The organism is Halomonas sp. BM-2019, assembly GCF_017584085.1.
On record NZ_CP071922.1, the window covers coordinates 1,525,892 to 1,552,604 of the forward strand.

General features: G+C 69.3%; 23 protein-coding genes. 11 read left to right on the top strand and 12 right to left on the bottom strand.

Annotation, left to right across the window (positions count from 1 at the left end):
- The 3 genes from J5F18_RS07710 to J5F18_RS07720 all read left to right on the top strand — a co-directional run.
- Positions 1 to 1,016 (top strand): beta-ketoacyl reductase (locus J5F18_RS07710; protein WP_346301689.1); only part of this gene is annotated, 1,016 nt, incomplete at its 5' end.
- On the top strand, positions 1,013 to 2,338 hold the full coding sequence (locus tag J5F18_RS07715; RefSeq protein WP_346301690.1) for an aminotransferase class I/II-fold pyridoxal phosphate-dependent enzyme: 1,326 nt from the start codon (positions 1,013 to 1,015) through the stop codon (positions 2,336 to 2,338). The genes J5F18_RS07710 and J5F18_RS07715, both read left to right, overlap by 4 nt.
- A gap of 219 nt (positions 2,339 to 2,557) precedes the next feature.
- Complete coding sequence (locus tag J5F18_RS07720) at positions 2,558 to 3,760, top strand: IS110 family transposase (protein WP_346301691.1); 1,203 nt, start codon at positions 2,558 to 2,560, stop codon at positions 3,758 to 3,760.
- 319 nt (positions 3,761 to 4,079) lie between these two features.
- Here the strand turns inward: J5F18_RS07720 and J5F18_RS07725 are convergent, their stop codons facing one another.
- Both J5F18_RS07725 and J5F18_RS07730 read right to left on the bottom strand, forming a co-directional pair.
- On the bottom strand, positions 4,080 to 4,724 hold the full coding sequence (locus tag J5F18_RS07725; protein ID WP_346301692.1) for an NAD(P)H-dependent oxidoreductase: 645 nt from the start codon (positions 4,722 to 4,724) through the stop codon (positions 4,080 to 4,082).
- Entirely contained in the window at positions 4,694 to 6,640 is a 1,947-nt protein-coding gene (locus J5F18_RS07730; protein WP_346301693.1) for a serine hydrolase domain-containing protein, read from the bottom strand. The genes J5F18_RS07725 and J5F18_RS07730 overlap by 31 nt, the downstream gene beginning before the upstream one ends.
- 256 nt (positions 6,641 to 6,896) lie before the next feature.
- Between J5F18_RS07730 and J5F18_RS07735 the strand changes: the two genes are divergently transcribed.
- Positions 6,897 to 7,382, top strand: a complete 486-nt coding sequence (locus J5F18_RS07735) for an AAA family ATPase (protein ID WP_346301694.1) — start codon at positions 6,897 to 6,899, stop codon at positions 7,380 to 7,382.
- Between the two features lie 243 nt (positions 7,383 to 7,625).
- Positions 7,626 to 9,092, top strand: a complete 1,467-nt coding sequence (locus tag J5F18_RS07740) for a hypothetical protein (RefSeq protein ID WP_346301695.1) — start codon at positions 7,626 to 7,628, stop codon at positions 9,090 to 9,092.
- Positions 9,093 to 9,123: 31 nt separating this feature from the next.
- On the opposite strand, the gene J5F18_RS07745 is transcribed toward J5F18_RS07740, so the two are convergent.
- From J5F18_RS07745 to J5F18_RS07760, 4 genes are read right to left on the bottom strand one after another with little or no spacing between them, the layout of a single operon-like run.
- Complete coding sequence (locus J5F18_RS07745) at positions 9,124 to 10,440, bottom strand: patatin-like phospholipase family protein (RefSeq protein WP_346301696.1); 1,317 nt, start codon at positions 10,438 to 10,440, stop codon at positions 9,124 to 9,126.
- Positions 10,437 to 10,664, bottom strand: a complete 228-nt coding sequence (locus J5F18_RS07750; protein WP_346301697.1) for a hypothetical protein — start codon at positions 10,662 to 10,664, stop codon at positions 10,437 to 10,439. Before J5F18_RS07750 ends, J5F18_RS07745 begins: the two co-directional genes overlap by 4 nt.
- Positions 10,665 to 10,686: 22 nt before the next feature.
- A complete protein-coding gene (locus J5F18_RS07755; RefSeq protein ID WP_346301698.1) occupies positions 10,687 to 12,156 on the bottom strand; it encodes a c-type cytochrome in 1,470 nt (489 codons plus the stop codon).
- Between the two features lie 21 nt (positions 12,157 to 12,177).
- Complete coding sequence (locus J5F18_RS07760; RefSeq protein ID WP_346301699.1) at positions 12,178 to 12,555, bottom strand: hypothetical protein; 378 nt, start codon at positions 12,553 to 12,555, stop codon at positions 12,178 to 12,180.
- A 204-nt stretch (positions 12,556 to 12,759) separates the two neighbouring features.
- Here J5F18_RS07760 and J5F18_RS07765 point away from each other — a divergent pair, with 204 nt between their 5' ends.
- From J5F18_RS07765 to J5F18_RS07785, 5 genes are all read left to right on the top strand, one after another.
- Positions 12,760 to 14,577: a peroxidase family protein gene (locus J5F18_RS07765; protein ID WP_346301700.1), complete on the top strand. Its 1,818-nt coding sequence runs from the start codon at positions 12,760 to 12,762 to the stop codon at positions 14,575 to 14,577.
- Positions 14,578 to 14,652: 75 nt separating this feature from the next.
- The gene (locus J5F18_RS07770; protein ID WP_346301701.1) at positions 14,653 to 15,498 is read left to right on the top strand and encodes a hypothetical protein; all 846 of its coding nucleotides are present in this window, start codon (positions 14,653 to 14,655) and stop codon (positions 15,496 to 15,498) included.
- A 25-nt stretch (positions 15,499 to 15,523) separates the two neighbouring features.
- Positions 15,524 to 16,879, top strand: coding sequence for an NADH:flavin oxidoreductase (locus J5F18_RS07775; protein WP_346301702.1), 1,356 nt, complete (start codon positions 15,524 to 15,526; stop codon positions 16,877 to 16,879).
- Positions 16,880 to 16,886: 7 nt separating this feature from the next.
- Positions 16,887 to 18,437, top strand: a complete 1,551-nt coding sequence (locus tag J5F18_RS07780; RefSeq protein ID WP_346301703.1) for a hypothetical protein — start codon at positions 16,887 to 16,889, stop codon at positions 18,435 to 18,437.
- Between the two features lie 22 nt (positions 18,438 to 18,459).
- On the top strand, positions 18,460 to 18,852 hold the full coding sequence (locus J5F18_RS07785) for a hypothetical protein (RefSeq protein ID WP_346301704.1): 393 nt from the start codon (positions 18,460 to 18,462) through the stop codon (positions 18,850 to 18,852).
- Positions 18,853 to 18,936: 84 nt separating this feature from the next.
- Here J5F18_RS07785 and J5F18_RS07790 read toward each other — a convergent pair whose 3' ends face one another.
- The 5 genes from J5F18_RS07790 to J5F18_RS07810 all read right to left on the bottom strand — a co-directional run bounded on the left by J5F18_RS07790 (position 18,937) and on the right by J5F18_RS07810 (position 24,592).
- Entirely contained in the window at positions 18,937 to 19,275 is a 339-nt protein-coding gene (locus J5F18_RS07790) for a hypothetical protein (protein ID WP_346301705.1), read from the bottom strand.
- 121 nt (positions 19,276 to 19,396) lie between these two features.
- Complete coding sequence (locus J5F18_RS07795) at positions 19,397 to 20,590, bottom strand: PLP-dependent aspartate aminotransferase family protein (RefSeq protein ID WP_346301706.1); 1,194 nt, start codon at positions 20,588 to 20,590, stop codon at positions 19,397 to 19,399.
- 17 nt (positions 20,591 to 20,607) lie between these two features.
- On the bottom strand, positions 20,608 to 21,978 hold the full coding sequence (locus J5F18_RS07800) for a pyridoxal-phosphate dependent enzyme (RefSeq protein ID WP_346301707.1): 1,371 nt from the start codon (positions 21,976 to 21,978) through the stop codon (positions 20,608 to 20,610).
- An 84-nt stretch (positions 21,979 to 22,062) separates the two neighbouring features.
- Entirely contained in the window at positions 22,063 to 24,000 is a 1,938-nt protein-coding gene (locus J5F18_RS07805) for an aconitate hydratase (RefSeq protein ID WP_346301708.1), read from the bottom strand.
- Between the two features lie 103 nt (positions 24,001 to 24,103).
- The gene (locus J5F18_RS07810; protein ID WP_346301709.1) at positions 24,104 to 24,592 is read right to left on the bottom strand and encodes a FixH family protein; all 489 of its coding nucleotides are present in this window, start codon (positions 24,590 to 24,592) and stop codon (positions 24,104 to 24,106) included.
- 232 nt (positions 24,593 to 24,824) lie between these two features.
- Between J5F18_RS07810 and J5F18_RS07815 the strand changes: the two genes are divergently transcribed.
- Positions 24,825 to 25,871 carry a L,D-transpeptidase family protein gene (locus J5F18_RS07815; RefSeq protein ID WP_346301710.1) on the top strand — a complete coding sequence of 349 codons (1,047 nt, stop codon included), beginning with the start codon at positions 24,825 to 24,827 and terminating at the stop codon, positions 25,869 to 25,871.
- Positions 25,872 to 25,905: 34 nt separating this feature from the next.
- On the opposite strand, the gene J5F18_RS07820 is transcribed toward J5F18_RS07815, so the two are convergent.
- Positions 25,906 to 26,529, bottom strand: a complete 624-nt coding sequence (locus tag J5F18_RS07820) for a c-type cytochrome (RefSeq protein ID WP_346301711.1) — start codon at positions 26,527 to 26,529, stop codon at positions 25,906 to 25,908.
- Between the last annotated feature and the right edge of the window lie 184 nt (positions 26,530 to 26,713).

The following is a 26,713-nucleotide window of genomic DNA, read 5'->3' on the forward strand; positions in this document are numbered from 1 at the left end:
CCGCCCGGGCGGCGCTGGCGGCCCTGCTGGAAGAGGCCCGCCAGCGCCTCGGCCCGCTGCGCGGCGTGATCCACGCCGCCACGGTGATCGACGACGGCCTGATCCGCAACCTGGATGAGGCGCGCATCGCCCGGGTGCTGGCGCCCAAGATCGACGGGGCCCGCCACCTCGACGCGCTGACCCGCGATGACGCCCTGGAGTTCTTCGTGCTCTACTCCTCGGCGACCACCCTGTTCGGCAACCCCGGCCAGGCCAGCTATGTGGCCGCCAACCACTGGCTCGAGGCCCTGGCCGCGGCGCGCCGCGCCCGGGGGCTACCGGCCAGCTGCCTGCGCTGGGGCGCCATCGACGACGTCGGCTTCCTGGCCCGCAATACCCGCACCCGGGAGGCCCTGCAGGAGCGCCTGGGCGGCTCGGCGCTGCACTCCGACGACGCCCTGCGCGTGCTGGAGCAGCTGCTGGTGCACCACGGTGATCGCCTCGGCGGCCCGAGCCTCGGCGTGCTGGAGCTGGAGTGGGGCGCCCTGGCCCGCTTCCTGCCCACCGCCGAGGCCCCGCGCTTCAACGAGATCGCCCGCCAGGCCGAGGATGACGGCCGGACCCACGACGACGGCGAGGATATCGCCGCCCTGCTGGCCGGGCTCTCCCCCGAGGAGCAGCGCAGCACCGTCACCGAGCTGCTGCGCGCGGAGCTCGCTGCCATCCTGCTCATCGACGAAGCGAAGATCGACGTGCATCGTTCGGTCTACGAGATGGGCTTCGACTCGCTGATGGGCGTGGAGCTGATGACCGCCATCGAGGCGCGGCTCGGCGTCCAGGTGCCGGTGATGGTGCTCGGCGAGGCCTCCACCCTGGACAAGCTGGCCGGCGTGCTGATCGGCAAGCTCGGCCAGGGCGACGGCGACGGCGAGGCCGAGGATGACAGCGCCGAGCTGGCATCCCTGGCCGCTCGCCACGGCGCCGCGGACCTCGAGGACGCGGGCGAGACACCCGCCAGCCGGGAGACCCTGTCGTGAGTCGTCGTGACGAGCTCAAGGCCCAGCTGCTGGCCAAGGCGCGCCAGCGACCCCGCCAGGCGCCGCCCGGTCCGGCGGAGCCCGCCCGGGCCATCGGTCCCTCCCGGGTGGCGGAGCGCTTGACCCGCTTCGATGCCCACCCCGGCTTCCAGCAGATCGCCATGATGCGCGAAGGGGCCCGCCGGCTCGGCCTGACGGACCCCTTCTTCAAGGTACACGAGGGCATCGCCGGCGCCACCTCGCGGATCGACGGCCGCGAGTGCCTCAATTTCGCCAGCTACAACTACCTGGGGCTCTCCGGCGATCCGCGCGTCAGCCAGGCCGCCTGCGACGCCGTCGCGCGCTACGGCACCTCCGTGTCGGCCAGCCGGGTGGTCTCCGGCGAACGGCCCATCCACGGCGAGCTGGAGCGGGCCATCGCCGAGGCCTATGCGGTCGAGGACGCCGTGGCCTTCGTCAGCGGCCACGCCACCAACGTCTCCACCCTGGGCTACCTGATGGGGCCGAAGGATCTCATCCTTCACGATGAGTACATCCACAACAGCTCGCTGGTCGGCGCCCAGCTCTCCGGGGCCAAGCGCATTCCCTTCGCCCACAACGACACCGATGCCCTGGACGCCCTGCTGACCCGCCACCGCGGCCAGTTCGAGCGGGTGCTGGTGGTGATCGAAGGGCTCTACAGCATGGATGGCGACGTACCCGACCTGCCCCGGTTCATCGACATCAAGCGCCGCCACCAGGCCTGGCTGATGGTCGACGAGGCCCACTCCTTCGGCGTGCTGGGCGAGCGCGGCCTGGGCCTGCGCGAGCATTTCGCGGTGCCGCCCGACGATGTCGACATCTGGATGGGCACCCTGAGCAAGAGCCTGGCCGGCTGCGGTGGGTACATCGCCGGCAGCCGCGAACTGGTCGAGACGCTGCGCTACCTCGCCCCCGGCTTCCTCTACAGCGTCGGCCTGCCCGCCCAGGTGGCGGCGCCCTCCCTGGCCGCCCTGGCGCTGATGCAGCAGGAGCCCGAGCGGGTCCAGCGCCTGCACGCCATCTCGCGCTACTTCCTGGAGCAGGCCCGTGCGCGCGGCTTCGATACCGGCCACAGCATCGGTGCCGCCGTGGTCCCGGTGATCGTCGGCAGCTCGCCGCTGGCCGCCCGCCTCTCCCACGAGCTCTTCGAGCAGGGCATCAACGTCCAGCCGATCCTCCACCCCGCCGTACCGGAGAAGAGCGCCCGCCTGCGCTTCTTCCTCTCCTGCGAGCACACCCGAGAGCAGATCGACCGGACCCTCGACGCCCTGGCCACCGCCATGGCCACGGCCATCCCGTAGGAGCCCGATTTATCGGTGATCCGACACATCGGCGATTCCATCGCGCAGCGATGGCCGGATTGGCGGTCTCCGCCATCGCCGAATATATTCGGCTCCTACAGCAGAATATGGTGACCACCCACCCCGTAGACATGATGGATTGACCTGCCCCACCTCAACGTCGTGGGTTATGTTGAGGTTGGGACCAGAACACAGAGCCAATATTGAGGGAGGCAGGTCATGAAACAGTCTAACGCAACTCAGCAGCCTGTAGGGAAGAGGGTCGTCGCCGAGCGCGTCAGCGCCGCCAGCGATATCCACGCCGCTTATATCGGGCTGGATGTCCACAAGGCCAGCATCGCCGTGTCTGTCGCCGAGGCGGGGCGGCATAGCCCCGAGTTTCGTGGGGAGATCCCCAATGAGCCCAAGGCTATCGACAAGCTGATTCGCCAGTTGAGCGAGCGTTTCGACGGGCAGCCCCTGCTGTTCAGCTACGAGGCTGGGCCCTGTGGCTACGGGGTTTACCATCAGATCCAGGCCAGCGGGCATGACTGCGAGGTGGTGGCCCCGACCCTGATCCCGCGCCGCGCCGGCGATCGCGTCAAGACTGACCGCCGCGATGCGCAGATGCTGGCGCGCCTGTCGCGTTCTGGGGAGCTCACGCCTGTGTGGGTGCCCACACCGGAGCAGGAGGCGATACGCGACCTGACGCGGGCTCGGGAGGACATGAAGGCCATCGAGCTCAAGGCGCGGCAACGCCTGAATGCTTTCCTGCTGCGTCACGGCAAGGTCTATGCCGGCAAGAGCAAGTGGATCCCGGCACACTTTCGCTGGTTGGAAACGGTGCGCTTCGACACCCCGGTTCAGCAGATCGTGTTGCAGGAGTACATCGAGGCGGTGCGCGAAGCGCAGCGCCGCGTGGCCGGCCTGGAGAGGCAGATGGAGGCAGCGCTGCCGGACTGGTCACTGGCTCCGGTGGTCGAGGCCATCCAGGCGATGCGCGGTATCAGCCTGATCACCGCCATGACGGTGCTGGCCGAGCTCGGTGACATCAGTCGCTTCGATTCGCCGCGGCAACTGATGGCCTATCTGGGGCTCGTGCCCAGCGAGCACTCGAGCGGTGGCAGCCGACGCCAGGGCGGCATCACCAAGACCGGCAACGGCCATGTGCGACGCGTCTTGGTAGAGTCCGCCTGGAGCTACCGCTTTCCGGCGCGCAAGACGCGCATCATCGAGCAGCGCGCAGAGAAGACCTCGCCGACGGTGCAAGCGATTGCCTGGGAGGCGCAGAAACGGCTCTGTGGGCGCTACCGTCGGCTGGCGGCCACGGGCAAGGTCAAGCAACAGGTGGTGACGGCTGTGGCCCGGGAGCTGGCCGGTTTCCTGTGGGCGATTGCCTGCGAGACCATGGGCAAACCCCACGACAGTCGAGCCACGGCATGAGCTTCCCGTCCCAGTGTCTTCGGGTCAGGGAGCGTCGGGCCGGTGGGAGAACCCCTGACGCTCCTATGAGGCCCCCGCCCTCCGGGGCAGGGTGACCCTCGCTTGTAGACCAGGGCAGCTCCGCGACGAAGTGATGACAGGTCGGTACCCAACCCACGAATACCAGAGAGATCCACCGTCGCTGATAGCCCCTCGCTTCCTGATCCGAAGGCATTGAGGATGACCACATACGACAGAGACAACCGAACCCTTGACGGGTCAATCCATACCAGAAGCGTAATCCGCTGATTATCCCAGAAACGCGTGTTCAAGGTTGGCACTACAAACGGGACGCAGTCGGTGCCGGCACGCCGAAAGCCGCGCTCGAGGTCGGCCAGGGAGCGGTAGCGCTCATCGACTCCACGCTGCCGATCAGCGTCTCGCGTACCGGTGACAGGCCGACGAAGCCGAGGATATTGCGCTCCAGCGACTTGACGCTGTGAGCCCGGAAGAGGTGGCGGTAGATTAGCGCCGGCATGCCCATGGTCACCACCACCCGGGCCGAACGCCCGGTCAGCCCCTTCTTGCCCAGCGGGTTTCCCTCCACGTATTCGAAGGCGAAGCCGGGACGCAGCACCTGCTCCAGGAACGCCTTGACGAGAGCCGGCATGTCGCCGAGCCAGAGCGGGAAGACCAGCACCAGGTGCTGGCACCAGCCGATGGCCTCCTGGGCCGCCGTCAGCGAGGAGGGGAGGGCGGCGGCTTTCCACTCCTTCTGGCTGCGCAGCAGCGGGATCTCCAGGGTCGCGAGGTCGATCAGGCGCACCTCATGGCCCTGGGCCTGGGCGCCCTCGCGGTAGTGATCGGCCAGGGCATGACACAGGTGGGCCTCGCTGGCATCGGGGTGTCCCTGCAGGATCAGGATTCGCTCGCTCCGGCGCTGCCACGGGGCCCCTAGATCACCGCGGCGCCGATGATCCGCCACTCCCAGAGCTGCAGGCTCACCAGCAGCAGGGCCAGGGCAAACAGGCTGAAGTGCAGCCGCCGCCACAGGCCCCAGCCGGAGCCGCGCCAGGCGGGCCACAGCGCCGCCAGCATGAGCAGGGCAGCCCCCGCCACCAGCCAGCCGGCATAGTGGAGCAGGAACATCCCGGTGTCCGGGTAGTGATCGGTCATGCGGCTCAGGTCGAAGTCCGCGAGCCCCATGGTCAGCCTGACCAGGGCGGCGATCAACAGGCCCTGCGCGCCAACGGCGGCGATGGCGAGGCTGCCGGCAACCCGTGCCGGTAGCGGGCCGCCACCGTCGCGACCGCGGCGCCGCCAGGCCCCGAGCAGGGTGGTCAGGCCGAGCAGGGTGGCGAGTGCCAGCAGCGTCAGCAGGGTGGTGGGATGCTCCCAGAGGCCGACCCGCTCCAGCGTATGCACCCCCATGGCGTCGGCCAGCGCGACCACCTCGCCATCGGCGTTGCGCAGCACGGCGACACGCCCGCCCCGGGCATTCTCGAAGACATCGGTGGCGCCGTCGAGGCGGCGGTAGTAGTCGCTGCCCTCCATGGGGTGGCTGAGCGTGAAGCCGTCGCGGGAGACGGGGGTCAGCCGGGTGACGTTCAACGCCCCCAGCGCGGCGGCAAAGGTGGAGAAAACCCGGCGGTTGTTGCGGTAGCTGCCGGCCAGCTCGGCCAGTGCCTCCGGCTCCTCGTCGTGGATCAGCAGCGGCACCGGGTCGAAGCCCGCCACCCGGTCGATCAGCAGGGTCGGGAGCTGAGTGATCGGTACCATGGTGTGGGCGCTGTTCTGCGACACGAACACGCCCAGGTCCAGTTCCGGCACCAGCACCAGGTTGGTCAGGAAGGCGGCGGTGCCGCCTCCATGGCCCAGGGTGCGAAGGCCACGATAGGGCACGTCCTGCCAGCCGTGGGCCACATCGGCGGCGTCGGGGCGGTCATCATGGGCGCGCTGCCACATCTGCGCATGGGTCTCCGGGGCCAGCAGCCGGAGGCCGTCGAGCTCGCCGCCATTGAGGTGAAAGCGCATCCAGCGCACCATGTCCGTGGCGGTGGAGGCCATGCCGCCCACCGGCCAGTAGGCGCCGAGCTGCAGGTAGTCCTGCTGGACGAGACCACCGTGGCGGGGGCGATAGCCGGTGGCGAGCCGCTCCCGCCTTGGCGCCTCCATGTGACGCGGCGCCTGCCAGGTGGTGTCCTGCATGCCCAGGGGGGTGAGCAGCGCCTGCTGGAGGAAGTCCCCGTAGGGCTGGCCGACGACGTCCTCGACCACCTGCGCGGCAAGCCCTGTTCCCCAGTTCGAGTAGGCGGTCCGCGCCCCGGGCGGGTAGACCCGCTTCGGCTGATGGGCGGTGAGCAGCTCCGCCAGGCGGCGTGGGTCGTCGTCGGCCACGGTGAACAGCTGCAGCGTGTCCTCGAAGCCGGCACGGTGCGCCATCAGGTGGCGCAGGGTGATCGGCTCCCCGAAGGCGTCGTCGACCTCGACCTCGCGCAGGTAGGCGTTGACGTCGGTGTCCAGGTCCAGCTCGCCGCGTTCGACGAGCAGCATCACGGCGGTCCAGAGGAAGGTCTTGGATACGGAGCCGATCCGGAACAGGGTGGTGTCGGGGTCGACCGGTCGGGTCGTCGCCAGATCCGCCTGCCCATAGCCCCCGGCGACCTGCAGGGCGTCATCGAGCACCACGGCCAGCGTGACCCCGGCCAGGTCATGGGTGGCCAGGGTTGAATTGGCCGCCGGGGCCGGGTCGGAGGCACCCTCGCCGGTCGTCGGTGCCTCGGGGCCGGCGTCAGCCGCCGCCAGCGGTGTGGGCCCTGACGCCGGCCCTGCGCCTTCCGCCCAGGCCAGGGAGGCGAGTCCCCACAACATCAAGACGAGCAGCAGGCGTCGGCACTCCATCGCATCGCTCCCAGGGCGGACCGTTCAGGCTGAGCTTACAACACGCCCAGCGTCCCGGCGTCGCATGATTCGCCATATCGGGTGAGTCGAGTCAGCCCGAGAACCAGGCTCGGGCGCCTGGGGAGACGCCATCACCGATCACGCCCACTATGATGAAGCGGTGGTGCACGGAATTGCGTTGTTGAGCCTGTCGGTCACTCCTTGACGGCCGGCGCGCGCAGTCGGCTATCGATGTCACCCGAGGGCCAATCACATCATGAGAGTCATCCTGTTGGGAAACGCCGGGGCAGGCAAGAGCACCCTGGCCAGGAAACTGATAGCCAAGCAACCTGCCGCCCGGCTATCGCTGGATCAGGTGGCGTTTCAAGGCGGCATCGAGAGGCGTGCCCTGCAAGAAAGCTTCGAAGAGGTGAAACGCTGGATCGCCGACAACGAGAACTGGGTAATCGAAGGCTGCTACGCGGATATTATCGAGCCGGTGCTGCCTTTCTGTGAGGAGCTCATCTTCCTCAATCCCGGGGTGGAGACCTGTATCGCCCACTGCCTCTCGAGGCCCTGGGAACCGGAAAAGTTCAGCTCCCGCCAGGCGCAGGACGAGAATCTGGATAACCTGATTCGGTGGGTCGGTGCCTACGAGACGCGTGCGGACGAATACGGGCTGCGCCGCCATCGGGCGCTCTACGCATCGTTCCGTGGGAAGAAGCGTGAACTCACGCATCCCGGCGACTATGCGTCGGTTTGAAACGATCAAGGGCCGTGGGCGCTACACGACGCAGGGCCACCCCCTCGCCGTAATGCGCCTGGGCCGCTCCTGCCGCCGGTCGGCTGAGAATCCTGGACTACGCTGATCAGGGAAACCATGTGGGGGCCGGGCAGCGGACCGCGACGCCTGGCCCTTCGACGGGAGGTTTCCAGGGCAGTGCGGCCGACCAGGGACTCCCGCGGCGAGTCGCCCGCCGATTCCACCCCACGGAGGAGCGCCAGGATGTCCCAGGAGCGGTACCACCCCATCATCTACGTGCGCGGCTACGCCATGCTCGACTGCGAGATCGAGGCCACCGTCAATACCCCCTACATGGGCTTCAACCTGGGCGCGACCCGGGTCCGCCAGGGGCCCAGCGGCAGCTTCGAGACCTTCATCTTCGAATCCCCGGTGATCCGCCTGATGAAGGACCACGGCTATCGGGACGTCTACGCGGAGGGGGCGGTGCGGGAGGACCGGCTGCCCCGCCGCACCCTGCTGATCCACCGCTTCTACGAGGACGAGGCGGGGGAGGCGCAGCGCCCCTCCATCCCCGAGGCGGCCCAGACCCTCGGCGAGCGTATCCTGTGGCTGCGCGAGCGCGTCTGCGGCGATGACGACGAGGCACGAGAGGCCTTCAGGGTCTACCTGGTGGCCCACTCCATGGGCGGGCTGGTGTGCCGCTGCCTGCTGCAGAATCCTGAGGTGGCCAGCGCCGAGGCCCGCGACTGCGTGGACAAGGTCTTCACCTACGGCACCCCCCATGACGGCATCGAGGTGGCCGGCATCAACGTGCCGAGCTTCGTGGACCTGTGGGACATCAGCAACTTCAACCGGCAGAGCATTGCCGAGTATCTCAAGCTCACCCCACGCAACGGGCGGGTCAACCACCTGGGCGGCCACTTCCCGCCGGAGCGCTTCTTCTGCCTGGTGGGCACCAACCACCGCGACTACGAGGCGACCCGCCACCTGGTGGGCGCCCGCAGCGACGGCCTGGTCAAGATCGACTGCGCCTGGGTCGAGGAGGCGCCGCGGGTGCATCTCTACCTGGCCCACAGCGGCCCCTTCGGCATGGTCAACTCCGAGGGGGGCTACCAGAACCTGACTCGCTTCCTGTTCGGCGATGCCCGGATGCAGGGGCGGCTGGTGGTCGACCACCTGCCCCTGCCGCCCTCCGTGCAGCAGGCCCGCGACGAGGGCCGCGACATCGAGGGGAGCTACCACTTCGAGTGCACCGTGCTGCCGCGGCTCTACCCGCCGGTGGCCCTCTCGGACCGCCGGGTGGAGCACGACTCGGCAATCTTCCGGCGCTTCGACGAGATGTACCACCCCGAGCGCGCCGGCGTCGATCACGCCCGCCATCCGGTGCTCTTCTCGGTCTACCTGGACAGCACCAAGATCACCGTCAGCCAGGGACGCACCATGATGCTGGTGGCCGACATCGCCGTGCGCAGCACCGAGTTCAAGGTGAGCGGACGCTGGTTCGTCGGCCGGCGGGTCCCCGACGAGAACCTCTTCCGTGAAAAGGTGGTGATCCTGGCCACCGCCGCCGAGGAGGGCTGGCGGCTGCGCTATATCCTCGGCGACGAGGACTGGGGCGAGGGGCGCGGCCGGCCGGTCAAGGAGGACGCCGAGGGGCGCTATGTGCCGCTCTCCAGCCGCAAGGGCTTCAAGGGCCGGCTCTACCTGCGCATCGATCCCTGGGCCTGATACCGCGCGCGGTGCGGCGGCGCCCGGCGCCTCAATAGCGGCAGAAGCGACCCTCCGGGACCTCGGCCTGGCCCAGCAGGGCCTGGAAGCAGGGCGACTCCTCCAGCAAGCGGGCGCCGATGCGGCGCAGCGCATCCACCTCCTCGGCGGGCAGGCGGAAGCGGGTGGGAATGCCCTGGAAGCGCTCCCGTTCGGCGGGGTCCGTGAGCCGGTCGAAGCCGACGTAGATGTAGTAGAGGTCGACCTGGTGCAGCCCGTTGCCGGTCTCCCGGGAGAGCCGCTGGGCGTCCTCGCGGTCGCGCAGGGTCTCGCGGATCAGCTCGACCGTATCGAAGGAGTAGTTGACCAGCGGCGTCGAGGCGATGGTGTTGATCACCTGCTTGGGACCGGGGGCGCGGGGGGAGGTATCGAAGTCGGCCGCCGGGCTCGCCGGCTTGGCGTCCACGTGGGCGGGGCGCAGGCCGATATTGTCGGAGACGCCGCCGTCGAGCAGGTGCACATAGTCGCGGTCGGGCTCCTGGTAGCGCTGCCAGTTGCGCGCCCGGTAATAGCGACGGGGATTGGTCTCCAGGCCCTCAAGCGCGTTGGCTACCCAGGGTGGCTCCTGGTAGCCGCAGCGCCCGGGATAGCTGTTGAGCGCCAGCGGCGTGAAGGCGACGGGAAAGTTCGAGGAGGCCGCCACGGCGCGGGAGAGCGAGACGCTGTCCAGGTCGACGCACATCGGGTCGAGCTGCGACTGCACGAAGGTGAACTGGGCCCCCTTGTCCATGTCGGTGGCGTTGATCAGCAGGAAGGGCTTCTGGCCCCGCTCCGCCAGGTCGGCGAAGCTGGCCTCGTCGAAGAGCAGCGCCTGGTAGACCTCCTCGGCGAGCTCGATGCGCCCGAAGGTGGGCGAGGCCAGCCGCACCCAGTTGTAGGGGTTGAACAGCCGGCGCCTCAGGTCCGCCTCGACGTCCCGGTAGAGGAAGTCGCGCTCAAACCGGCCCCCCTCCTCGAAGATGGCGTCGCCGTGCAGCCCGTAGTAGGCCGCGGTGAAGCTGCCGCCGGACACCGATGAGATCACGTCCACCTCGTCCAGCAGGTTGCGCGACTCCCCGTTCATCTCGACCCAGCTGTCGCGCAGCCGCTCCAGCACGCCGTAGGCCAGGGCGGCGGCCCGGGTGCCCCCGCCGGAGAAGCTGAGGATCACGAACAGCTCCTCGCTGTCCGGCGCGCCCTCGAGGTTGGCGTAGCGGTAGCCGCTGGCGGGGTCGACGCGCTCCAGGGGCCGGGCCTCGGGGAAGGAGGCGCAGCCGGCCAGCGCCGTGAGCAGCAGCAGGGTGATCGACAGCCTGGCGACAGGGGTCACGGGTCCGCCTCCTTGAGGGTGAATTCGACGATCAGCGGCGCCGAGGGCAGGGTGCCGATGACCTCCACCCGCTGGCACTCGGGCGCGAAGTCCGCCGGCGGGGCCAGGGTCACGGTGTACCAGCCGGCATCGACCTGGCAGACCGTCTGGGTCCAGGCGGCGGGCTCGCCGTCGATCCACACCTCGCGTCGCTGGGGGAAGACGACCTTCAGGTACTCGGCCATGGCATGGCTCCTGGAATGGTTCCTACAGCGTCTTGAGGTATTCGATCAGCGCCGCTTTTTCCTGCTCGTCGAGCTCGGTGCCGAACGTGGCGCCCTCATGCCCCTGGTTGCTGTTGCCCGGCTCGGCGGTGTCGTAGTGAAAGCCCTCGCGCTCGGCGGCCTCGCCCTCATGGATGAAGCCCATCCGTTCGGGGTGGTAGACGTCGTAGCCGCGGTAGAAGCGCTCGGGACGCTCGTCGGCGGGCCGCAGCAGGTCCTCCAGGGTGGGGACCGAGCCGTTGTGCAGGTAGGGGGCGCGCAGCCAGATGCCGGTCAGCGGCTTGGCCACGTAGCCGTCGGTCTTGACGAAGGCATTGAAGTCCCAGGGGTAGTCCTCGGCGTAGGCGTTGTAGCGCTCGGCGGCCTCGGCGGTCCACATCGCCAGGCGGTGGGGGTCGGTGCCGACCTCCGGCTGGGGGATCACCGTGCCGGTACGCGCGCCCTCCAGGCCATGGCAGCCGGCGCAGGTGCGCTGGAACACCGCCTCGCCCTCGGCGGCCAGGTCGGCATCGAGGGCGTAGAGGAAGGGGTAGGGCGGGGGGCGCTTGGTCAGCAGGTAGGCCTCCAGCTCGGCGAGGGCGTCCACGGGCAGGGTGGCGGGGCGCGCGCCGTCGCCGATGGCGCCGCTCAGCACCACCTCGGTCAGGGAGTCGTTGAGGCCGTCCCAGTGGAGGGCGAAGCCCTCCTGTTCGTCCATCGCCCACAGCGGCATGATGTCGGAGTTGCCGATGGTGTCGTCCTCGGCGGGGTCGAGGGCCAGCAGGTCGGGGTGGAACTTGACCGGGTTGAAGGGGTCGATCCGCCCCGGTCCCCAGCGCGGGCGCTCCTCGGTCCAGGCGAAGCGCGCGGCTTGCTCCTGGAGCCCATCCCGGGTCCGCGGAATGATCAGGAAGCGGTAGAGCAGGCGGTCGAGCCAGGAGAGCTCGGTCTGCTCCTCGATGGCCGCCAGCAGGTTGGCGGCGGTGAAGTCCGGGTCATCGGCGGCATCCCCCAGGAAGCGCAGGTAGGCCTGGGGGTCGAAGGTCTGCTGGGGGCCGGTGGGTACGATCTGGCGTTCGGCGTCCTCGGCGGTGCGATAGCTGGCGGTGTGGCAGGCCGCGCAGTTGATGGCGATCCGCGGGAAGCCGATGGTCTTCTTCGAGAAGCCGACCGGGGTCGCCTCGCCCTCCTCCCAGAGCATGCCCAGGGCGGCGTAGCCGCCTTCCCCGGGCAGATGCTGGGGAAAGACCTCGGGCAGCACCCGCCAGATCCAGTAGGGGATGCCCTCCTCCTGCTCGGCGCCGATGGAGCCGTAGAGGTAGTAGGCCTCGACGCTGTCGAAATGCTGCGGCTCCTCGCGAAACAGCTGGTACCAGCCAAGGGCCGCGATGCCTCCCCCGGCCACCAGCAGCAGGAACAGCCACGCCAGCCAGCGCCGTTTTGTCCCGGAAGTGTCTCCATGCCTGGATGCCATGAGCGTCTCTCCTTGAGTGCGTTATGCCGTCTTCTCGGCGCGTCGAAGCAGCAGCAGCAGGACGCCCTGGGTCACGCCGAAGAACAGGTCGATCAGGGCGAACAGCGGAAATTGCGGATACAGCAGGGTGAAGAAGACCACCCCGGCGAAGCGCGCCAGGACGGTCAGCAGGGCGATGGACCGGTAGTGGAAGGGATCGAAGGCCGCCGGGAGGTAGAACAGGCTGAGCAGGATCAGCAGCCAGGCGGCGAAGGCGGGCCACACCGGCTCGGCCACCGGAGCGCCGCCCACCAGGGTGATCACCGCGTTGGGGGCAAAGACCGCGGGGAGGGCGAAGAGGAGGTTGGCCACCACCCCCAGCAGTACCATGGCACGAAATCCCGCCGCGTATCCGCCCATCACCCGATCTCCTCCTTGCCCCGTGGGACCGAGGCGCCAGACTGGTGGGGGGTGAAACCCTGTGCTACAGATTAGTTGTCATGTTCGGTAGGGTCACGTTCAACCTGCGAGTTTGAGGTCTCTGGACCCCCCTGGGGGCTGAGATTACCGGTCGAAAGTCGTCCGTTCCGTTGGCAGCGACGGCACTGTTCAGGGAGGAGTCACATGTTCGGTCAACGCGGTGGTGGCCTGCTCGGCCGGGTGTTTCGGCGCATCAATCGGCGCCGCCAGTGGCATCAATTTCCCTTCCTCATCGCCGTGCTCAATCTTGTCGCCCTGCGCCGCAACCTGCGCTGGCGAAACCTCTACTCTACCGAGCGCGAGCGTCCCCAGGACCCCGAGAAGGGCGACTTCGATGTGCGGGGTTTCCGCACCGCCGACGGCAGCTACAACGACCTGGCGGCACCGGCCATGGGCAAGGCTTACACGCGCTTCGGCCGCAACGTCCCCCTGGCCGAGACCTTCGGCGAGACCGGCGAGCGGTTGATGACGCCCAGTCCCCGGGTGATCAGCCGGCGCTTGATGACCCGCGACACCTTCGTGCCGGCGGCCACCCTCAACGTGCTGGTCCCCGCCTGGCTGCAGTTCATGGTGCATGACTGGTTCAGCCACGGCTCCAACGACACCGAGGCCGAGCGCTACGAGGTACCCCTGGACGAGGACGACGACTGGCCCTGGGAGCGTATGACGGTGCTGCGCAGCCGCCGCGACAGCACCCGCTCGGCCGCCGACGAGGGCCATCCCGCGACCTTCCTCAATACCGAGACCCAGTGGTGGGACGCCTCCCAGATCTACGGCAGCAGCCTGCGTCGTCAGCGCCTGGTGCGCACCGACCCCGAGAGCGGCGAGCTGCTGCCCGACGGCAAGCTGTACCTCAAGCCCGATGGCCACCTGCCGCTGGACGAGCACGGCATCGAGCTGGCGGGCAGCAACGGCAACTGGTGGGTAGGGCTGTCGCTGATGCACACCCTGTTCGCCCTGGAGCACAACGCCATCGTCGACCGGCTGCGCATCGAGCATCCCGACCGCGACGGCGAGTGGCTGTTCCAGAAGGCCCGCCTGGTGAATGCCGCCCTGATCGCCAAGATCCATACCGTCGAGTGGACCCCGGCGCTGCTCGATACCCCGGAGCTTCGGCTCGGCATGCGCGCCAACTGGTGGGGGGTGCTCGACGAGCACGTCTACCGCAGCCGGGGGCGCGTCAGCGACAGCGAGCTGTTGAGCGGCATCGTCGGCTCGCCGGTGGATCACCATGCCGCGCCCTACGCCATCACCGAGGAGTTCAGCGCCGTCTATCGCATGCATCCGCTGATTCCCGACGACTTCAGCTTCCGGCGCCAGGCCGACGACAGCCTGATCAAGGAGTGCGGCCTGACCGAGGTGGCCGGCTCACTGACTCATGCCCTCTATTCGGAGGTGTCGTTTGAGGATGCGCTCTACTCGCTGGGCACCAGCCCTCCCGGCGCCCTGGTGCTGCACAACTTTCCCCGCCACCTGCAGCAGCACGAGAAGCAGGCGCCCCATCATCGGGTGATCGACCTGGCCACGGTGGACATCCTGCGCGACCGCGAGCGCGGGGTGCCGCGCTACTGCCGCTTCCGCCGTCTGATCGACATGCCGGCCCCGCGAAGCTTCGCCGAGCTGACCGACAATCCCCAGTGGCAGCGTGAGCTGGAGGCGATCTACGGCGACGTGGAGGAGGTCGACCTGCTGATCGGCTGCCTGGCCGAGACCCCGCCGCCCGGCTTCGCCTTCAGCGATACCGCCTTCCGGATCTTCATCCTGATGGCCTCGCGACGCCTCAAGAGCGACCGCTTCTTCACCGATGACTACACCCCTGAGGTCTACACCCGGGCGGGCATGGAGTGGATCGACAACAACGACATGGCATCGGTCATCGGCCGTCACTTCCCCGCCCTGGCGCCGCGGCTGGCGGGCGTACGCAACGCCTTCTTCCCATGGAACCGCGGCGAGCGCGGCTAGCTAAGGGCGGCAAGCACGGGGCCTATGGTAAGGGCCAAGCACGGGGCCTATGGATAGCGAGAGGAAGGAGGCGGCGTGGCCAGACGAGTGCACATTCCCGGCCTGATCAATCTGCTGGAGGTCACCGACCCCGGGGAGATTCGCCTGCTCGATGCGGATTCGCGTCTCGACCGCTCCCTGGCCGCCGGCGGCGGCCTGATCAACCGGCTGCGCCTGGCCCGCCTGCGCCAGGCCCTGGTGTTCGACGGCGAGCCGCTGCCCGCGCTGCTGGGGCGGGACGCGGAGGGTCGCGAGGCGCGCCACGCCGAGCTGGGTCGGCGCCTCGATGAGTGCGCCGACATCGCCTCCTGGCGCCGGGACCCGGCCTTCGAGAGCCTGGTGGCCGCGGTGGCCGGCCAGGGGGAGGGCGAGGCGCTGGGGCCCGCTGCCCAGGGGGTGCTGGGGCGGTTGTTCCACGACGATTACCGCGCCGACGCGGCGAGCTACGCGGCCGCCCGGCGGCTCAACGACTACCCGCGGATCGGTGCGCTCAAGGCGCTGTTCCAACGCCTCAGTGGTCGACTTCGCCGGGATCGACGACTGCTGCATGAGCGGGCCCGGGGGGATGCCATGACCCTGCATGCCACGGGCGTGGCGGTGCACAACCTGATGGAGTCGCTGGAGTCGATGCGCGCCCTGGCCGCGACGCCGGGGGCCGCGTCGCTCTCCTCGGCGGCGGTGCTGGGGCGCTGCCTCGGCGTGCCGGAGACGCTGCTGCGCCAGATGCTGGCGCCGCTGGCGACCTGGTGCTGCTGCGCCTCGCCGAGGCCGTTCGGACCAGCGGCGACCCGGGGCTGGCCTTCATGGGCGACAGCTGGGCGCGCTGTCCGGCCCAGCGCTTCATCCTGGCGCTGCTGGCCGATACCTGGGGCCGGGCCATGACGGCTCGGCGAGGGGAGGGCGAATGATGAGCGAGGATGTCATCTTCACACCGCTCAAGTGGCGCAACCTGGCGGTCAAGAATCGCCTGTTCCGCTCGAACATCTCCGGGCGCTTCGACAACGAGGACGGCAGCCTGACCCAGACGCGCCTCAACTGGGAGTGCCTCTTCGCCCGGGGCGGGGTGGGGGCCATCATCTCCTCCTTCGTGCCGGTGCAGATGGAGGGGCGCATCGTGGCGGGCTACGCCACCATCCACCGCGACGACTTCATTCCACTGTGGCAGCGGCTCGGCGAGGCCGTGCACCGCTTCGACTGCAAGTACATCCTGCAGCTCAGCCACTCCGGCCGGCAGATGGACCTGCCGGGGGTCCACAACCAGCATCGCCGGGCGCTCAGTGCCACCGACCACAAGGAGTCCCTGCACGGCTTCCTGTGCCGGGCCATGAGCGGGCACGAGATCGAGCGCACCGTCGAGGCCTTCGCCCGCGGCGCCTGGCGGGCCCGGGAGGCCGGGCTCGACGGGGTGGAGCTGCACGCCGCCAACGGCTACCTGTTCACCCAGTTCCTGAGCTCGGCCATCAACGACCGGCGCGACCGCTACGGTGGGTCCCTGGCCAACCGGGCGCGCTTCCTGCTGGAGGTGATCGAGGCCATCCGCGGGCGGGTGGGGCCGGATTTCCACCTGCAGGTCAAGATCAGCGCCGTGGACCACAACGACATCCTGCCCTGGGAGGGCAAGGGCAATACCCTGGCGGAGACCCTGCAGGTGTGCCGCTGGGCCGAGACGGCGGGGGCCGATGCGCTGCACGTCTCCATCGGCAGCCTCTTTCCCCACCCCCTCAACCCGCCGGGCGACTTCTCCTTCGAGACCATCGCCAGCACCTATGACGCCATGCTCTCCGCCGGGGTCGACACCTTCCGCAACTACCTGCTGTTCCGCTACGCCTCGCTGCGCTGGATCTTCCGCTGGCTGTGGTTCCGTCACCAGCGCGGCCATGCCGTGGAGGGGGTGAGCCTGGACGAGGCGCGCGCCATTCGCCAGGCGGTGGGGATCCCGGTGATCAGTACCGGCGGCTATCAACGCGCCTCCCTGGTGCGCGAGGCCATCGAGAGCGGGGCCTGCGATGCGGTCTCCAGCGCCCGGGCGCTGATCGCCAATCCCGACCTGCCGAAGCAATGGCGGGCCGGGCAGGACGCCCCGGCGCGCCCTTGCACCTTCTGCAACAAGTGCCTGCTCAATGCGCCGAAGAATCCCCTGGGCTGCTACGAGCTCTCCCGCTTCGACGGCGACCACGAGCGCATGATCGCGGCCCTGATGGCCATCTACGACACCCGCCCCGAGCTGCGCCTGCCCCCGGTGCCGCCGGCGCAGAACCCGTGAGGCCGCCATGAGACGCCAGGAGCCACCCGTCACCGCCGTGCAACAGGAGGCCCGCCGCCGGCGCTGGCGGCGCCTGCCGCTGACCCTGCTCGCCCTGGCCGTGGGGGTGGCCGGCCTGCTGGTGCTGGTGATCGGCCTGCCCACCCTGTGGCGCTACAGCGGCGAGTCGGTGCATCACTACGCCGACCCGGAGACCCACTTCCGCCACGGCTCCATCGGCAGCGAGGTGAGCGGGCTGCCGGTGCGGCTGTGGCGGGTGCTGCCGAGCCTCTTCCCGGAGGTCTTCGACGATGGGCACTTTGAGGTGTTCGGCTTCCTCTACGCGCCGGGGGACGAAGCGAGCGGCGGGGATCTGCCCATCGGCGTCGGCACCCGGCAGGTGCGCGGCGTGGAGATCGCCTGGTTCAACTGTGCGCTCTGCCACGTGGGGACGGTCCGCGAGTCGCCTGACGCGCCGGTGCGGCAGATCGCCGGCATGCCCTCCAACAACCTGGACCTCTACGGCTTCATCGACTTCCTGCTGGAGATTGCCGACGACCCGCGGCTGGCGCCGGACAGCGTGCTCGCCGCCATGGACGAGCAGGGCCAGTCGCTGGGCTGGATCGAACGGCGGGTGTGGCGGCACGCGGTCCTGCCCCGGGTGCGCGAGGGGCTGCTGGAGAATCGGGCGCTGCTCGGGCCGCTACTGGCCGTGCAGCCGGCCTGGGGGCCGGGGCGGGTGGATACCTTCAACCCCTACAAGCTGATCCAGTTCGGCATGGAGGTGGCGGAGCTGGAGGAGGCGGAGCGCATCGGTACCAGCGACTTCCCGGCGGTCTTCCTGCAGCGCCCTCGCCAGGGCATGGAGCTGCACTGGGACGGCAACAACGCCTCGCTGCAGGAGCGCAACCTGAGCGCCGCCATCGGGGCCGGGGTGACCGAGGAGAGCGTCGATCACCGGGCCATCGAACGGGTGGCCGACTGGCTGCTGGACCTCGAGCCGCCGCCCAGCCCCTATCGCCCCGATCCCGAGGGGGTGGCCGCCGGCCAGTCGCTCTACATGCGCCACTGCGCCGACTGCCACGGCTACCAGGACGGCGACCGCTACGTCTTCGAGGGGGCGCGCCTCGGTCGGGTCGAGCCCAATGCGCGGCTCGGCGTCGACCCGGCCCGGCTCGACAGCTACACTGAGACCCTGCGCCGCTACCAGCTGACCCTGTTCGACGACGACGAGCGCTACCGCTTCCGGCACTTCCGCAAGACCGACGGCTACGCCAACCTGCCCCTCGACGGCCTCTGGCTGCGCGCGCCCTACCTGCACAACGGGGCCGTGCCGACCCTCTACGACCTGCTGCTGCCCCCGGAGGAGCGCCCGGAGGCCTTCGTGCGCGGGCTGGACGTGCTGGATGCGGAGAAGGGCGGCTTCGTGGCGCCGGCGTGTACGCCCGGCGAGCCCCTGGAGGCCGGCTTCTGCTTCGACACCAGCCAGCCCGGCAACGGCCGCCTGGGGCATGACTACGGCACCGAGCTGACACCCGAGGAGCGCTCGGCGCTGCTCGACTACCTGCTGACGTTCTAGGCACTGGCCCAGGAGCACTGCTATGCCAACCTCACACGATGTGTTCGCGACCTATCGGCGGGTGATGCAGGTGGGGATCGCCCTCAATGTGCTGCTGGGCCTGTGGCTCTGGCTCTGGCCCGCCAGCCTGCTGGGGATCATGGGGGCCGATCTGCCCTATCCGCTGACCTGGGTGCGCTATGCGGGCCTGGCGATGATCGTGGTGGGGCTGCTCTATCTGCCGGCCGCCCTGGCGCCGCTGCACAATCGCCTGGTGGCGCTGCTGTCGATCCTGTTCCGGGGGCTCTTCGCGCTGTTCTTCCTGTTCGCCTCGGGCTTCCTGTGGCTGCCGGCGCTGTTCGAGGCGGTGTTCGCCGTGCTGCAGGGCGTGACCTTCTGGCGGGCCTGGCGTACGGACCTGATGGCCAAGCCCTGAGGCCAGGGCGAGAGGCCACCCCGTCAGCCGGTTGCCGGGCGACATCGGGCCGCGCCCCCGCCTGCACGGGGGCCGCGGCATGAATCAGTCGGCTGCGGCCGCCGTGCGGAAGTGCTCCCAGGCGTGATGGTAGAGCACGCCGGCATAGCCGTTGCGCTGCATGATCTTGAGGATCTTGGCGGGATCGCCGTCGCCGAGCGCCTTGTGCAGCTTCGCCCGCTGCTCGTCGTCGAGGTCTTCGTACCAGTGGTAGGGCTCGCCCCGGGCGTCGCCCTCCTCGGCCTTGCGGACCAGGTCGATCTCGATGCGCCCGCCATGCTGGTAGAGGATGTCGTAGCCCTCCTGCAGCTGGGCCGTCGGCACATCGCATGGCTTCTCGAGGCCTTCCAGGACGTTGTAGTAGTAATAGCTCAGCGGTTGCATGTGGCTCCTCCAGCGGTAGGCCTTGGCTCGTCCGTCGCTTGCAGCGGTTCCTGCTTCATCCTGACCGAGATGGGGCGCCAAGCTCAATGGGAAAATGTTCAACACGCCCCAGGCGATGCCCTCAAGCGGGGGGTGTGGCGTCGCCATCGCCGCGCAGCGCCTGGTCCAGGTCGTCGATCAGGTCGTCGATCGCCTCGATGCCCACCGAGAGGCGGATCAGCCCGCCTTCGATGCCGAGCCGCTCGCGGGTCTCGGCGGGCACGGAGGCGTGGGTCATGATACCGGGGTGCTCGATCAGGCTCTCCACCCCGCCCAGGCTCTCGGCCAGGGCGAACAGCCGGCAGCGCTCCAGCACGCGGCGGGCGGCCGGTTCGCCGCCGCGCACCACCAGGGAGAGCATGCCGCCGAAGTCGCTCATCTGGCGCCGGGCCAGGGCGTGCTGGGGGTGGCTCGCCAGCCCCGGGTAGAGGACCCGCTCCACGGCGGGATGGGCCTCCAGCCAGGCGGCCAGCGCCCCGGCGTTCGCGCAGTGCTGGCGCATGCGCAGCACCAGGGTCTTCAGCCCGCGCAGGGCGAGGAAGCTGTCGAAGGGTCCGGCGATGCCGCCCACGGCGTTGTGGAGGAAGGCCAGGCGCTCGGCCAACGCCTCGTCGGCCACCACGGCGACGCCGCCGACGATATCGGAGTGGCCGCCCAGGTACTTGGTGGTGGAGTGCACCACGATGTCGAAGCCGAGCTCCAGGGGGCGCTGCAGCACCGGACTGGCGAAGGTGTTGTCCATCACGCTGATCAGGCCGTGGTCGCGGGCGAAGGCGGCGACTCGCTCCAGGTCGACCAGCTTGAGCAGCGGGTTGGTGGGCGACTCCACCCAGAGCATGCGGCTGGTGTCGTGCAGGCTGATCTCCAGCGCGCCCTCGAGGCTCAGGTCGACGAAGCTGAAGTCGAGTCCGGCGGAGCGCCGGCGGACGTTCTGGAACAGCCGATAGGAGCCGCCGTAGAGGTCGTCCATGGCGATCACATGGCTGCCGTGGTCGAGGAGCTCCAGCACGCAGGCCGTGGCCGCCATGCCCGAGGCGAAGGCGAAGCCCGCCGTACCGCCTTCGAGATCCGCCATGCAGCGCTCCAGGGCCAGGCGGGTGGGATTGCCGCTGCGCGAGTACTCGAAGCCCTGGTGCTGGCCGGGGCTCGCCTGCACATAGGTGGAGGTGGCGTAGATCGGCGTCATGATGGCGCCGGTGCTGGGGTCCGGTGCCTGGCCGGCGTGGATGGCCCGGGTCGCGAGACCCGGGCGCCCGTCGCGCTTGTCGTCGTTCATCGCAGCCTCCCTTCGCTTCAGTCGATGCGTCGGCGCAGGTAATTGAGCAGGTCGATCCGCGTGATCAGGCCGTGGAAGCGCTCGCCCTCGGTGACGATGGCCACATGGTGCTGCTGAAACACGCCCACCAGGTCGTCCAGGCTGGCGCCGGGACTGAGCTCCTGCAGCTCGGTGATCATCGCCTCGGCCACCGGCGAGGTGAAGTGGTCCTCGTGGCCGTACACCGCCATCAGCACATCGGTCTCGTTGATGATGCCGACCACCCGGTCGCCCTCCATCACCGGCAGCTGGGAGACATCGTAGAGCTTCATGCGCGCGTAGGCGGTGGTCAGCGGCTCGTCGGGGGCCACCACCACGGTGTCGTGCTCGGCATAGGGGTGGCGGATCAGGTCGCGCAGGTCGCCGTAGTGGTAACGCTCGATGAAGCCCTGATCCTCCATCCAGTGCTCGTTGAACATCTTGGAGAGGTACTTGTTGCCGGTGTCGCAGACGAAGGTCACCACCCGCTTCGGGTGGGGCTGGGCGCGGCAGTAGCGCAGCGCCGCGGCCAGGCAGGTGCCGGTGGAGGTGCCGCCCAGGATGCCCTCGCGGTGCAGCAGCTCGCGGCCGCACAGCAGGCTCTCCTTGTCGCTCACGGTGATCGCCTGGCGCACCCGGGAGAGGTCGGCGACGGGCGGAATGAAGTCCTCGCCGATGCCCTCGACCAGCCAGCTGCCGCTCTCGGTGCTGAGCCGGCCGGTGCGCACGTACTCGGCCAGCACCGAGCCCTCGGGGTCGGCGAGCACCAGCTCCACCTGGGGGGCGGCCTCGGCGAAGCAGCGCGACAGGCCGGTCATGGTGCCGGCGGAGCCCACGCCGCACACCACGGCGTCGAGGCGATGCTCCATCTGGCGCAGGATCTCCGGGCCGGTGCCGCGCTCGTGGGCCAGGGGGTTGGCGGGGTTGCCGAACTGGTTGACGAAGACCGCGCCGGGGGTCTCCCGGGCGATGGCCGCCGCCTTGTCCTGGTAGTACTCCGGGTGGCCCTTGGCCACGTCGGAGCGCGTCAGTACCACCTCGGCGCCCATGGCCTTGAGGTTGAAGATCTTCTCGCGGCTCATCTTGTCGGGGATCACCAGCACCACGCGGTAGCCCTTCTGCTGGGCCACCAGCGCCAGGGCCAGGCCGGTGTTGCCGGCGGTACCCTCGACCAGGGTGCCGCCCGGCCGGAGCTCCCCCGCGGCCTCGGCGGCCTCGATCATCGACAGCCCGATGCGGTCCTTGATGGAGCCGGTGGGGTTCAGGTTCTCGAGCTTCAGGTAGAGCTCGCAGGGGCCGGTGTCCAGGTGGGCGACGCGTACCATCGGCGTGTTGCCGATCAGGTCCATGACATTGGCTGGGGGTTGCATGGGGGCCTCCGGAATCTGGTGCCTTCCCTTACTCAGGGTAGGGTCCGGGGTAGCGCTGGTGCCGTGAGGGAGCCCGGCCGGCGGCTATGCTTCCTCGCGCACCAGCTGGATCAGGCTGCCGCTGCGGATCATGTCGACCTGTCGCTTCGACAGGTCGTGGTACATGGGGTACTGCTCCGCCTTGGTTCGGTTGTACAGCGTGACCTCGTCACCCTTGTCCAGGGCGCCGAGCGGGTCGTCCAGGAGCAGTTCGTCCTCCTGGTCGATGCGCGCCAGGTCATCGGCGTTGGCGAAGGTCAGCGGCACGACGCCGAAGTTGGCCAGGTTCTGCCAATGGATACGCCCGTAGGAGAGGGCGCAGACCGCGCGTAGCCCGAGGTAGCGGGGGGCAATGGCAGCATGTTCGCGACTCGAGCCCTGGCCGTAGTTGCGGCCGGCGACGAGGAAGAAGCCATCGCCGTCGAGCGCCCTGGCGCGCTGGCTGAAGCCCGGGTCGACGGCGTGGAACACGTATTCGGCGATGGCCGGGATATTGCTGCGCAGGGGCAGCACCTCGGCCCCGGCGGGCATGATCTCGTCGGTGGAGACATCGTCACCCAGCTTCAGCAGCACCGGGCCGGCGAAGCGGGTGGGAATCGGCTCGAATTCCGGCAGCGATTTGATGTTGGGCCCCTTGATCAGCGCCACCAGACCGCTGTCCTCGGCGGGAGCGACGAGCATCTCGCGGTTGATCGCCAGCGGCTCGGGTTCCGCGAACCGGGGATACGCCATGTCCAGGTCACGCGGGTCGGTGATCCGACCGGTCAGGGCGGAGGCGGTAGCGGTTTCCGGGCTGCACAGGAAGACCCGATCCTCGGGGGTACCGGAGCGACCCGGGAAGTTGCGCGGGACGGTGCGCAGGCTGTTGCGACCGGTGGCGGGCGCCTGGCCCATGCCGATGCAGCCGTTGCAGCCGGCCTGGTGCAGGCGGGCACCGGCGCGGATCAGGTGTGACAGGTAGCCGTGACTGGCTAGGTTCTCGAGGATCTGGCGCGACGTGGGGTTGACGTCGAAGGAGACGCCTGGCGCCACCCGGCGGCCCTCGACCATCATAGCCGGCACGGCGAAGTCGCGAAAGCCCGGATTGGCCGAGGAGCCCACGTAGGCCTGGTAGATCTCCTCGCCGGCCACCTCACGCACCGGCCTGACGTTGCCGGGGCTGCTGGGCAGGGCGATCAGCGGCTCGAGGGTCGAGAGGTCCAGCGAGACAGGCTCGTCATAGTCGGCGCCGTCATCGGCGAGCAGCTCCTGCCAGGCATCGCCGCGCTCCTGGCGCTCCAGGAAGCGCTTCACCTCGCCGTCGGCGGGAAACACCGAGGTCGTCGCCCCCATCTCGGTGCCCATGTTGGCGATCACGTGGCGATCCATGGCGGAGAGGGCAGCGAGACCGGGGCCGTAGTACTCGAAGACCTTGCCGACGCCCCCCTTGACGCCGAAGCGGCGCAGCAGCTCCAGCACCACGTCCTTGGCGCTGACCCAGTCGGGCAGCTCGCCGGTCAACTCCACCCCCACCACTTTGGGCATGTGAAGATAGAGCGGCTTGCCGGCCATGGCCAGGGCCACCTCCAGGCCGCCGGCACCGGTGGCGAACATGCCGAGTGCCCCGGCGGCCGGGGTGTGGCTGTCCGAGCCGACCAGGGTCTTGCCGGGCACGCCGAAGCGCTCCTGGTGGACGGGGTGACTGACGCCGTTGCCGGCCGGGCTGAACCAGACGCCGAACTTGCGGCAGGCGCTCTGCAGGAAGAGGTGATCGTCGGGGTTCTTGAAGTCCTCCTGCAGCAGGTTGTGGTCGACGTACTGGGCCGAGAGTTCGGTGCAGACGCGGCCGACCTGCATGGCCTCGAACTCCAACATTACCAGGGTGCCGGTAGCGTCCTGAGTCAGGGTCTGGTCGATGGCAAGCCCGATCTCCTCCCCTGGCTCCATCCTGCCTGACACCAGATGGGACTCGATCAGCTTGCGTGTCACGTTGAGTCGTGCCATGCCGATCTCCCTCGCTGTCTCGACTTCAGTCTAGCAGTCTGGCGGTGCCGGCATGCTGCGGGGGCAGGCGCCCAGGCCAGGGCGTTCCAGCCGGGCGGCCGGGTTATCGCGCGACATCGAAGGGGAGTACGCCGGCGACCTCGGCAAAGGTGATGCGCATCTCCCAGGCACCCGGCATCGGCAGCTCCGAGGCGGCGGCGAAGCTGTCGGGGCCGACCTGCCGTGCCGTGGCGCTCTGCTCCATGCCGTGGGCGGGCATGCTGAACGTGATGGGGACCTGCATGGCCTGCCGGGGGGGGCTGCCGTCCGGGCCGCGCAGCCGGAAGGAGAGCCGCGCTTGCCGTTCGGCGTCGACCGCCAGGCTGCCCGACACGCTCCACTGGTGCACGGTGCCGGAAAAGTGCACGCCACCCTGTTCCGTGCCGGGCTCGGCCGGCACTCGGCCGTCGACCTGAAGCGTCGTTTCATTGCCGGCCATGAAGGGCATGGCAATCAGGATGGCCAGCACCAGCACGACGGGAATGCCCACCGCCAGCGCAATTCGGCGGGCCGAGCGGGTCGCGGGATCGGGCGAGGGACGGGTAGCGGTCATCGGTGGGGGCTCCGAGGTGAGGGATGACGGGCATCGGGAAGCGGGATGGCACCATCATGCCACGCCGCCGCCGCCGGCCGGCGTCAGGCACCGGCGGTAGGCTGTCCCCTGCGGGGACGGTGACAAAACCGAACAGGGTTCCTGCGCATGATCGGGGATCCCCCCGGTACACTAGGGGCACGATGAACATGCCGGGGCCAGGTGAGCCGGGCAGCTTGACAGAGGCGAAACGATGGCAATAGCGAGAGGCACGTCTGGCGTGTCGGGGCGAGCCCCGACGTGGCTGGCACTGACCCTGGGTGGCGCGCTCGCCGGTGCGCTGGCGTTCTCCGGCGCGGCGCTGGCCGAGGAGGAGGCGGAGTGGCCCCGCGGCCACTATCCGCTGCCCGAGGAGGGCAACGTGATCGGCGAGACCTACACCGTCACGGTGGAGGACCACGAGGACACCCTGATGGATATCGCCCGGGAGCATAACGTTGGCTACGAGGAGATCATCCGTGCCAATCCCGAGGTAAGCATCTGGATCCCGGGCGAGGGCACCGAGGTGACGATTCCCGGGCGCTTCATCCTGCCCGACGCCGAGCCTACCGGGGTCGTGATCAATATCGCCGAGCTGCGCCTCTACTACTTCCCGAAGGTGCGCGAGGGCGAGACCCCGCGGGTCGAGACCTATCCGATCGGCATCGGCCGCGAGGGCTTTGACACCCAGACCACCATGCGCCTGGAGGATCCGGCCTGGTACCCGCCCCGCTCGATGCGCGAGGAGGCCGCCGAGCGCGGCGAGCCGGCGCCGGCGGTGGTACCGCCCGGCCCGGACAACCCCCTGGGGCGCCATGCCGTGCTGCTCGATATTCCCGGCTACCTGATCCACGGCACCAACGAGCCCGACGGCATCGGCATGCGCGCCAGCCGTGGCTGCATCCGCATGTTCCCGGAGGACATCGAGTCGGTGTTCCACAACGTGCCGGTGGGTACCCGGGTCAATATGATCGACCAGCCGATCAAGGTCGGCTGGCAGGACGGCCAGCCGCTGGTGCAGGTCTTCAAGCCCCTGGAGGAGCAGGAGCACGGCATGTCGGCGCTGATCGAGACCATCGCCCAGCTCAACGCGGGCAGCGCCAACAATGGCGTGGCCTTCGACTACGAGCAGCTGCGCGGCCTGCTTGAAGCACCCAGCGGCCAGCTGGTGGCCCTCGAGCCCCCGCCCGAACGGGAACCCGAGCCGGCACCCGCCCTCAACACGATCTTCGAGGAGCTGGTGCTCCACGAGGAGTCGTGATAACCCCACGGGCGCCTTCGGGCGCCCGTTCTCGTCAGTGGGCATGGCCGTCGGCCTCGTGACCCTCATCGCCCGCGGCCAGGATGTGGCGAACATAGAGCACCACGGCCCAGATCGCGTCCTCCCCCAGCTTGCCGTCGAAGCGTGGCATGGCGCTCTGGGGGTTACCCTCCTTGACCAGCCAGGCATATTCCCCCGCCCCGTGGGCGGCGCCGTGCTGGGCGAGATCCGTCGGGACCGGTACGAAGCCGGCCACGCCGGCGGCGACGCCGTCTCCGCGTCCCGTCTCGCCATGACAGACGGCACAGTAGCGCGCATAGGTCTCCTGGCCGAACGCCAGGTTGTCGGCGCTCGGCGGCAGCGGATTGTCCCGCTCGAGCCACTCCGGCGGCGCCTGGCGCGCGTGGTCGCCGTGGTCATGGGCGTGGTCGCCGTGGTCATGGGCATGGTCGCCGTGGTCATGGGCGTGGTCGCCGTGGTCATGGGCGTGGTCGCCGTGGTCATGGGCGTGGGCATGATCGCCATGGCCGTGATCGTGGGTGTGATCACCGTCGTCATGGGCCGGCAGGGGACCCGAGAGGGCCAGGGCAGCCAGCAGGGCGAGGGGCAGGTAGCGCGTGGCGCGCGCCCGGGGCTTGGGCGAGACGGAGGCTGACATGGAAGAACTCCTGATATCCGTGATTGACGAGCCGGCATGGGGGCTCGGGTAAGCGACGGGATCAGGCGGCTCTGGGAGGGCGTTCCAGGCGGTGGCGGGGGGAGAGCACCTGCCGCAGCCTGGGCGGCGGCGGGCGAGAGGCCACGGCGGGGGCGCCCGCCAGGGCATAGCGTCCGGCGGGGCC

What these genes read in the sequence shown, in the direction of transcription:
- J5F18_RS07720 (WP_346301691.1), top strand. Translation starts at nt 2,558, where the DNA reads ATGAAACAGTCTAACGCAACTCAGCAGCCTGTAGGGAAGAGGGTCGTC.
- J5F18_RS07730 (WP_346301693.1), bottom strand. Translation starts at nt 6,640, where the DNA reads ATGGAGTGCCGACGCCTGCTGCTCGTCTTGATGTTGTGGGGACTCGCC.
- J5F18_RS07735 (WP_346301694.1), top strand. Translation starts at nt 6,897, where the DNA reads ATGAGAGTCATCCTGTTGGGAAACGCCGGGGCAGGCAAGAGCACCCTG.
- J5F18_RS07740 (WP_346301695.1), top strand. Translation starts at nt 7,626, where the DNA reads ATGTCCCAGGAGCGGTACCACCCCATCATCTACGTGCGCGGCTACGCC.
- J5F18_RS07750 (WP_346301697.1), bottom strand. Translation starts at nt 10,664, where the DNA reads ATGGCCGAGTACCTGAAGGTCGTCTTCCCCCAGCGACGCGAGGTGTGG.
- J5F18_RS07755 (WP_346301698.1), bottom strand. Translation starts at nt 12,156, where the DNA reads ATGGCATCCAGGCATGGAGACACTTCCGGGACAAAACGGCGCTGGCTG.
- J5F18_RS07760 (WP_346301699.1), bottom strand. Translation starts at nt 12,555, where the DNA reads ATGGGCGGATACGCGGCGGGATTTCGTGCCATGGTACTGCTGGGGGTG.
- J5F18_RS07765 (WP_346301700.1), top strand. Translation starts at nt 12,760, where the DNA reads ATGTTCGGTCAACGCGGTGGTGGCCTGCTCGGCCGGGTGTTTCGGCGC.
- J5F18_RS07775 (WP_346301702.1), top strand. Translation starts at nt 15,524, where the DNA reads ATGAGCGAGGATGTCATCTTCACACCGCTCAAGTGGCGCAACCTGGCG.
- J5F18_RS07780 (WP_346301703.1), top strand. Translation starts at nt 16,887, where the DNA reads ATGAGACGCCAGGAGCCACCCGTCACCGCCGTGCAACAGGAGGCCCGC.
- J5F18_RS07785 (WP_346301704.1), top strand. Translation starts at nt 18,460, where the DNA reads ATGCCAACCTCACACGATGTGTTCGCGACCTATCGGCGGGTGATGCAG.
- J5F18_RS07790 (WP_346301705.1), bottom strand. Translation starts at nt 19,275, where the DNA reads ATGCAACCGCTGAGCTATTACTACTACAACGTCCTGGAAGGCCTCGAG.
- J5F18_RS07795 (WP_346301706.1), bottom strand. Translation starts at nt 20,590, where the DNA reads ATGAACGACGACAAGCGCGACGGGCGCCCGGGTCTCGCGACCCGGGCC.
- J5F18_RS07800 (WP_346301707.1), bottom strand. Translation starts at nt 21,978, where the DNA reads ATGCAACCCCCAGCCAATGTCATGGACCTGATCGGCAACACGCCGATG.
- J5F18_RS07805 (WP_346301708.1), bottom strand. Translation starts at nt 24,000, where the DNA reads ATGGCACGACTCAACGTGACACGCAAGCTGATCGAGTCCCATCTGGTG.
- J5F18_RS07810 (WP_346301709.1), bottom strand. Translation starts at nt 24,592, where the DNA reads ATGACCGCTACCCGTCCCTCGCCCGATCCCGCGACCCGCTCGGCCCGC.
- J5F18_RS07815 (WP_346301710.1), top strand. Translation starts at nt 24,825, where the DNA reads ATGGCAATAGCGAGAGGCACGTCTGGCGTGTCGGGGCGAGCCCCGACG.
- J5F18_RS07820 (WP_346301711.1), bottom strand. Translation starts at nt 26,529, where the DNA reads ATGTCAGCCTCCGTCTCGCCCAAGCCCCGGGCGCGCGCCACGCGCTAC.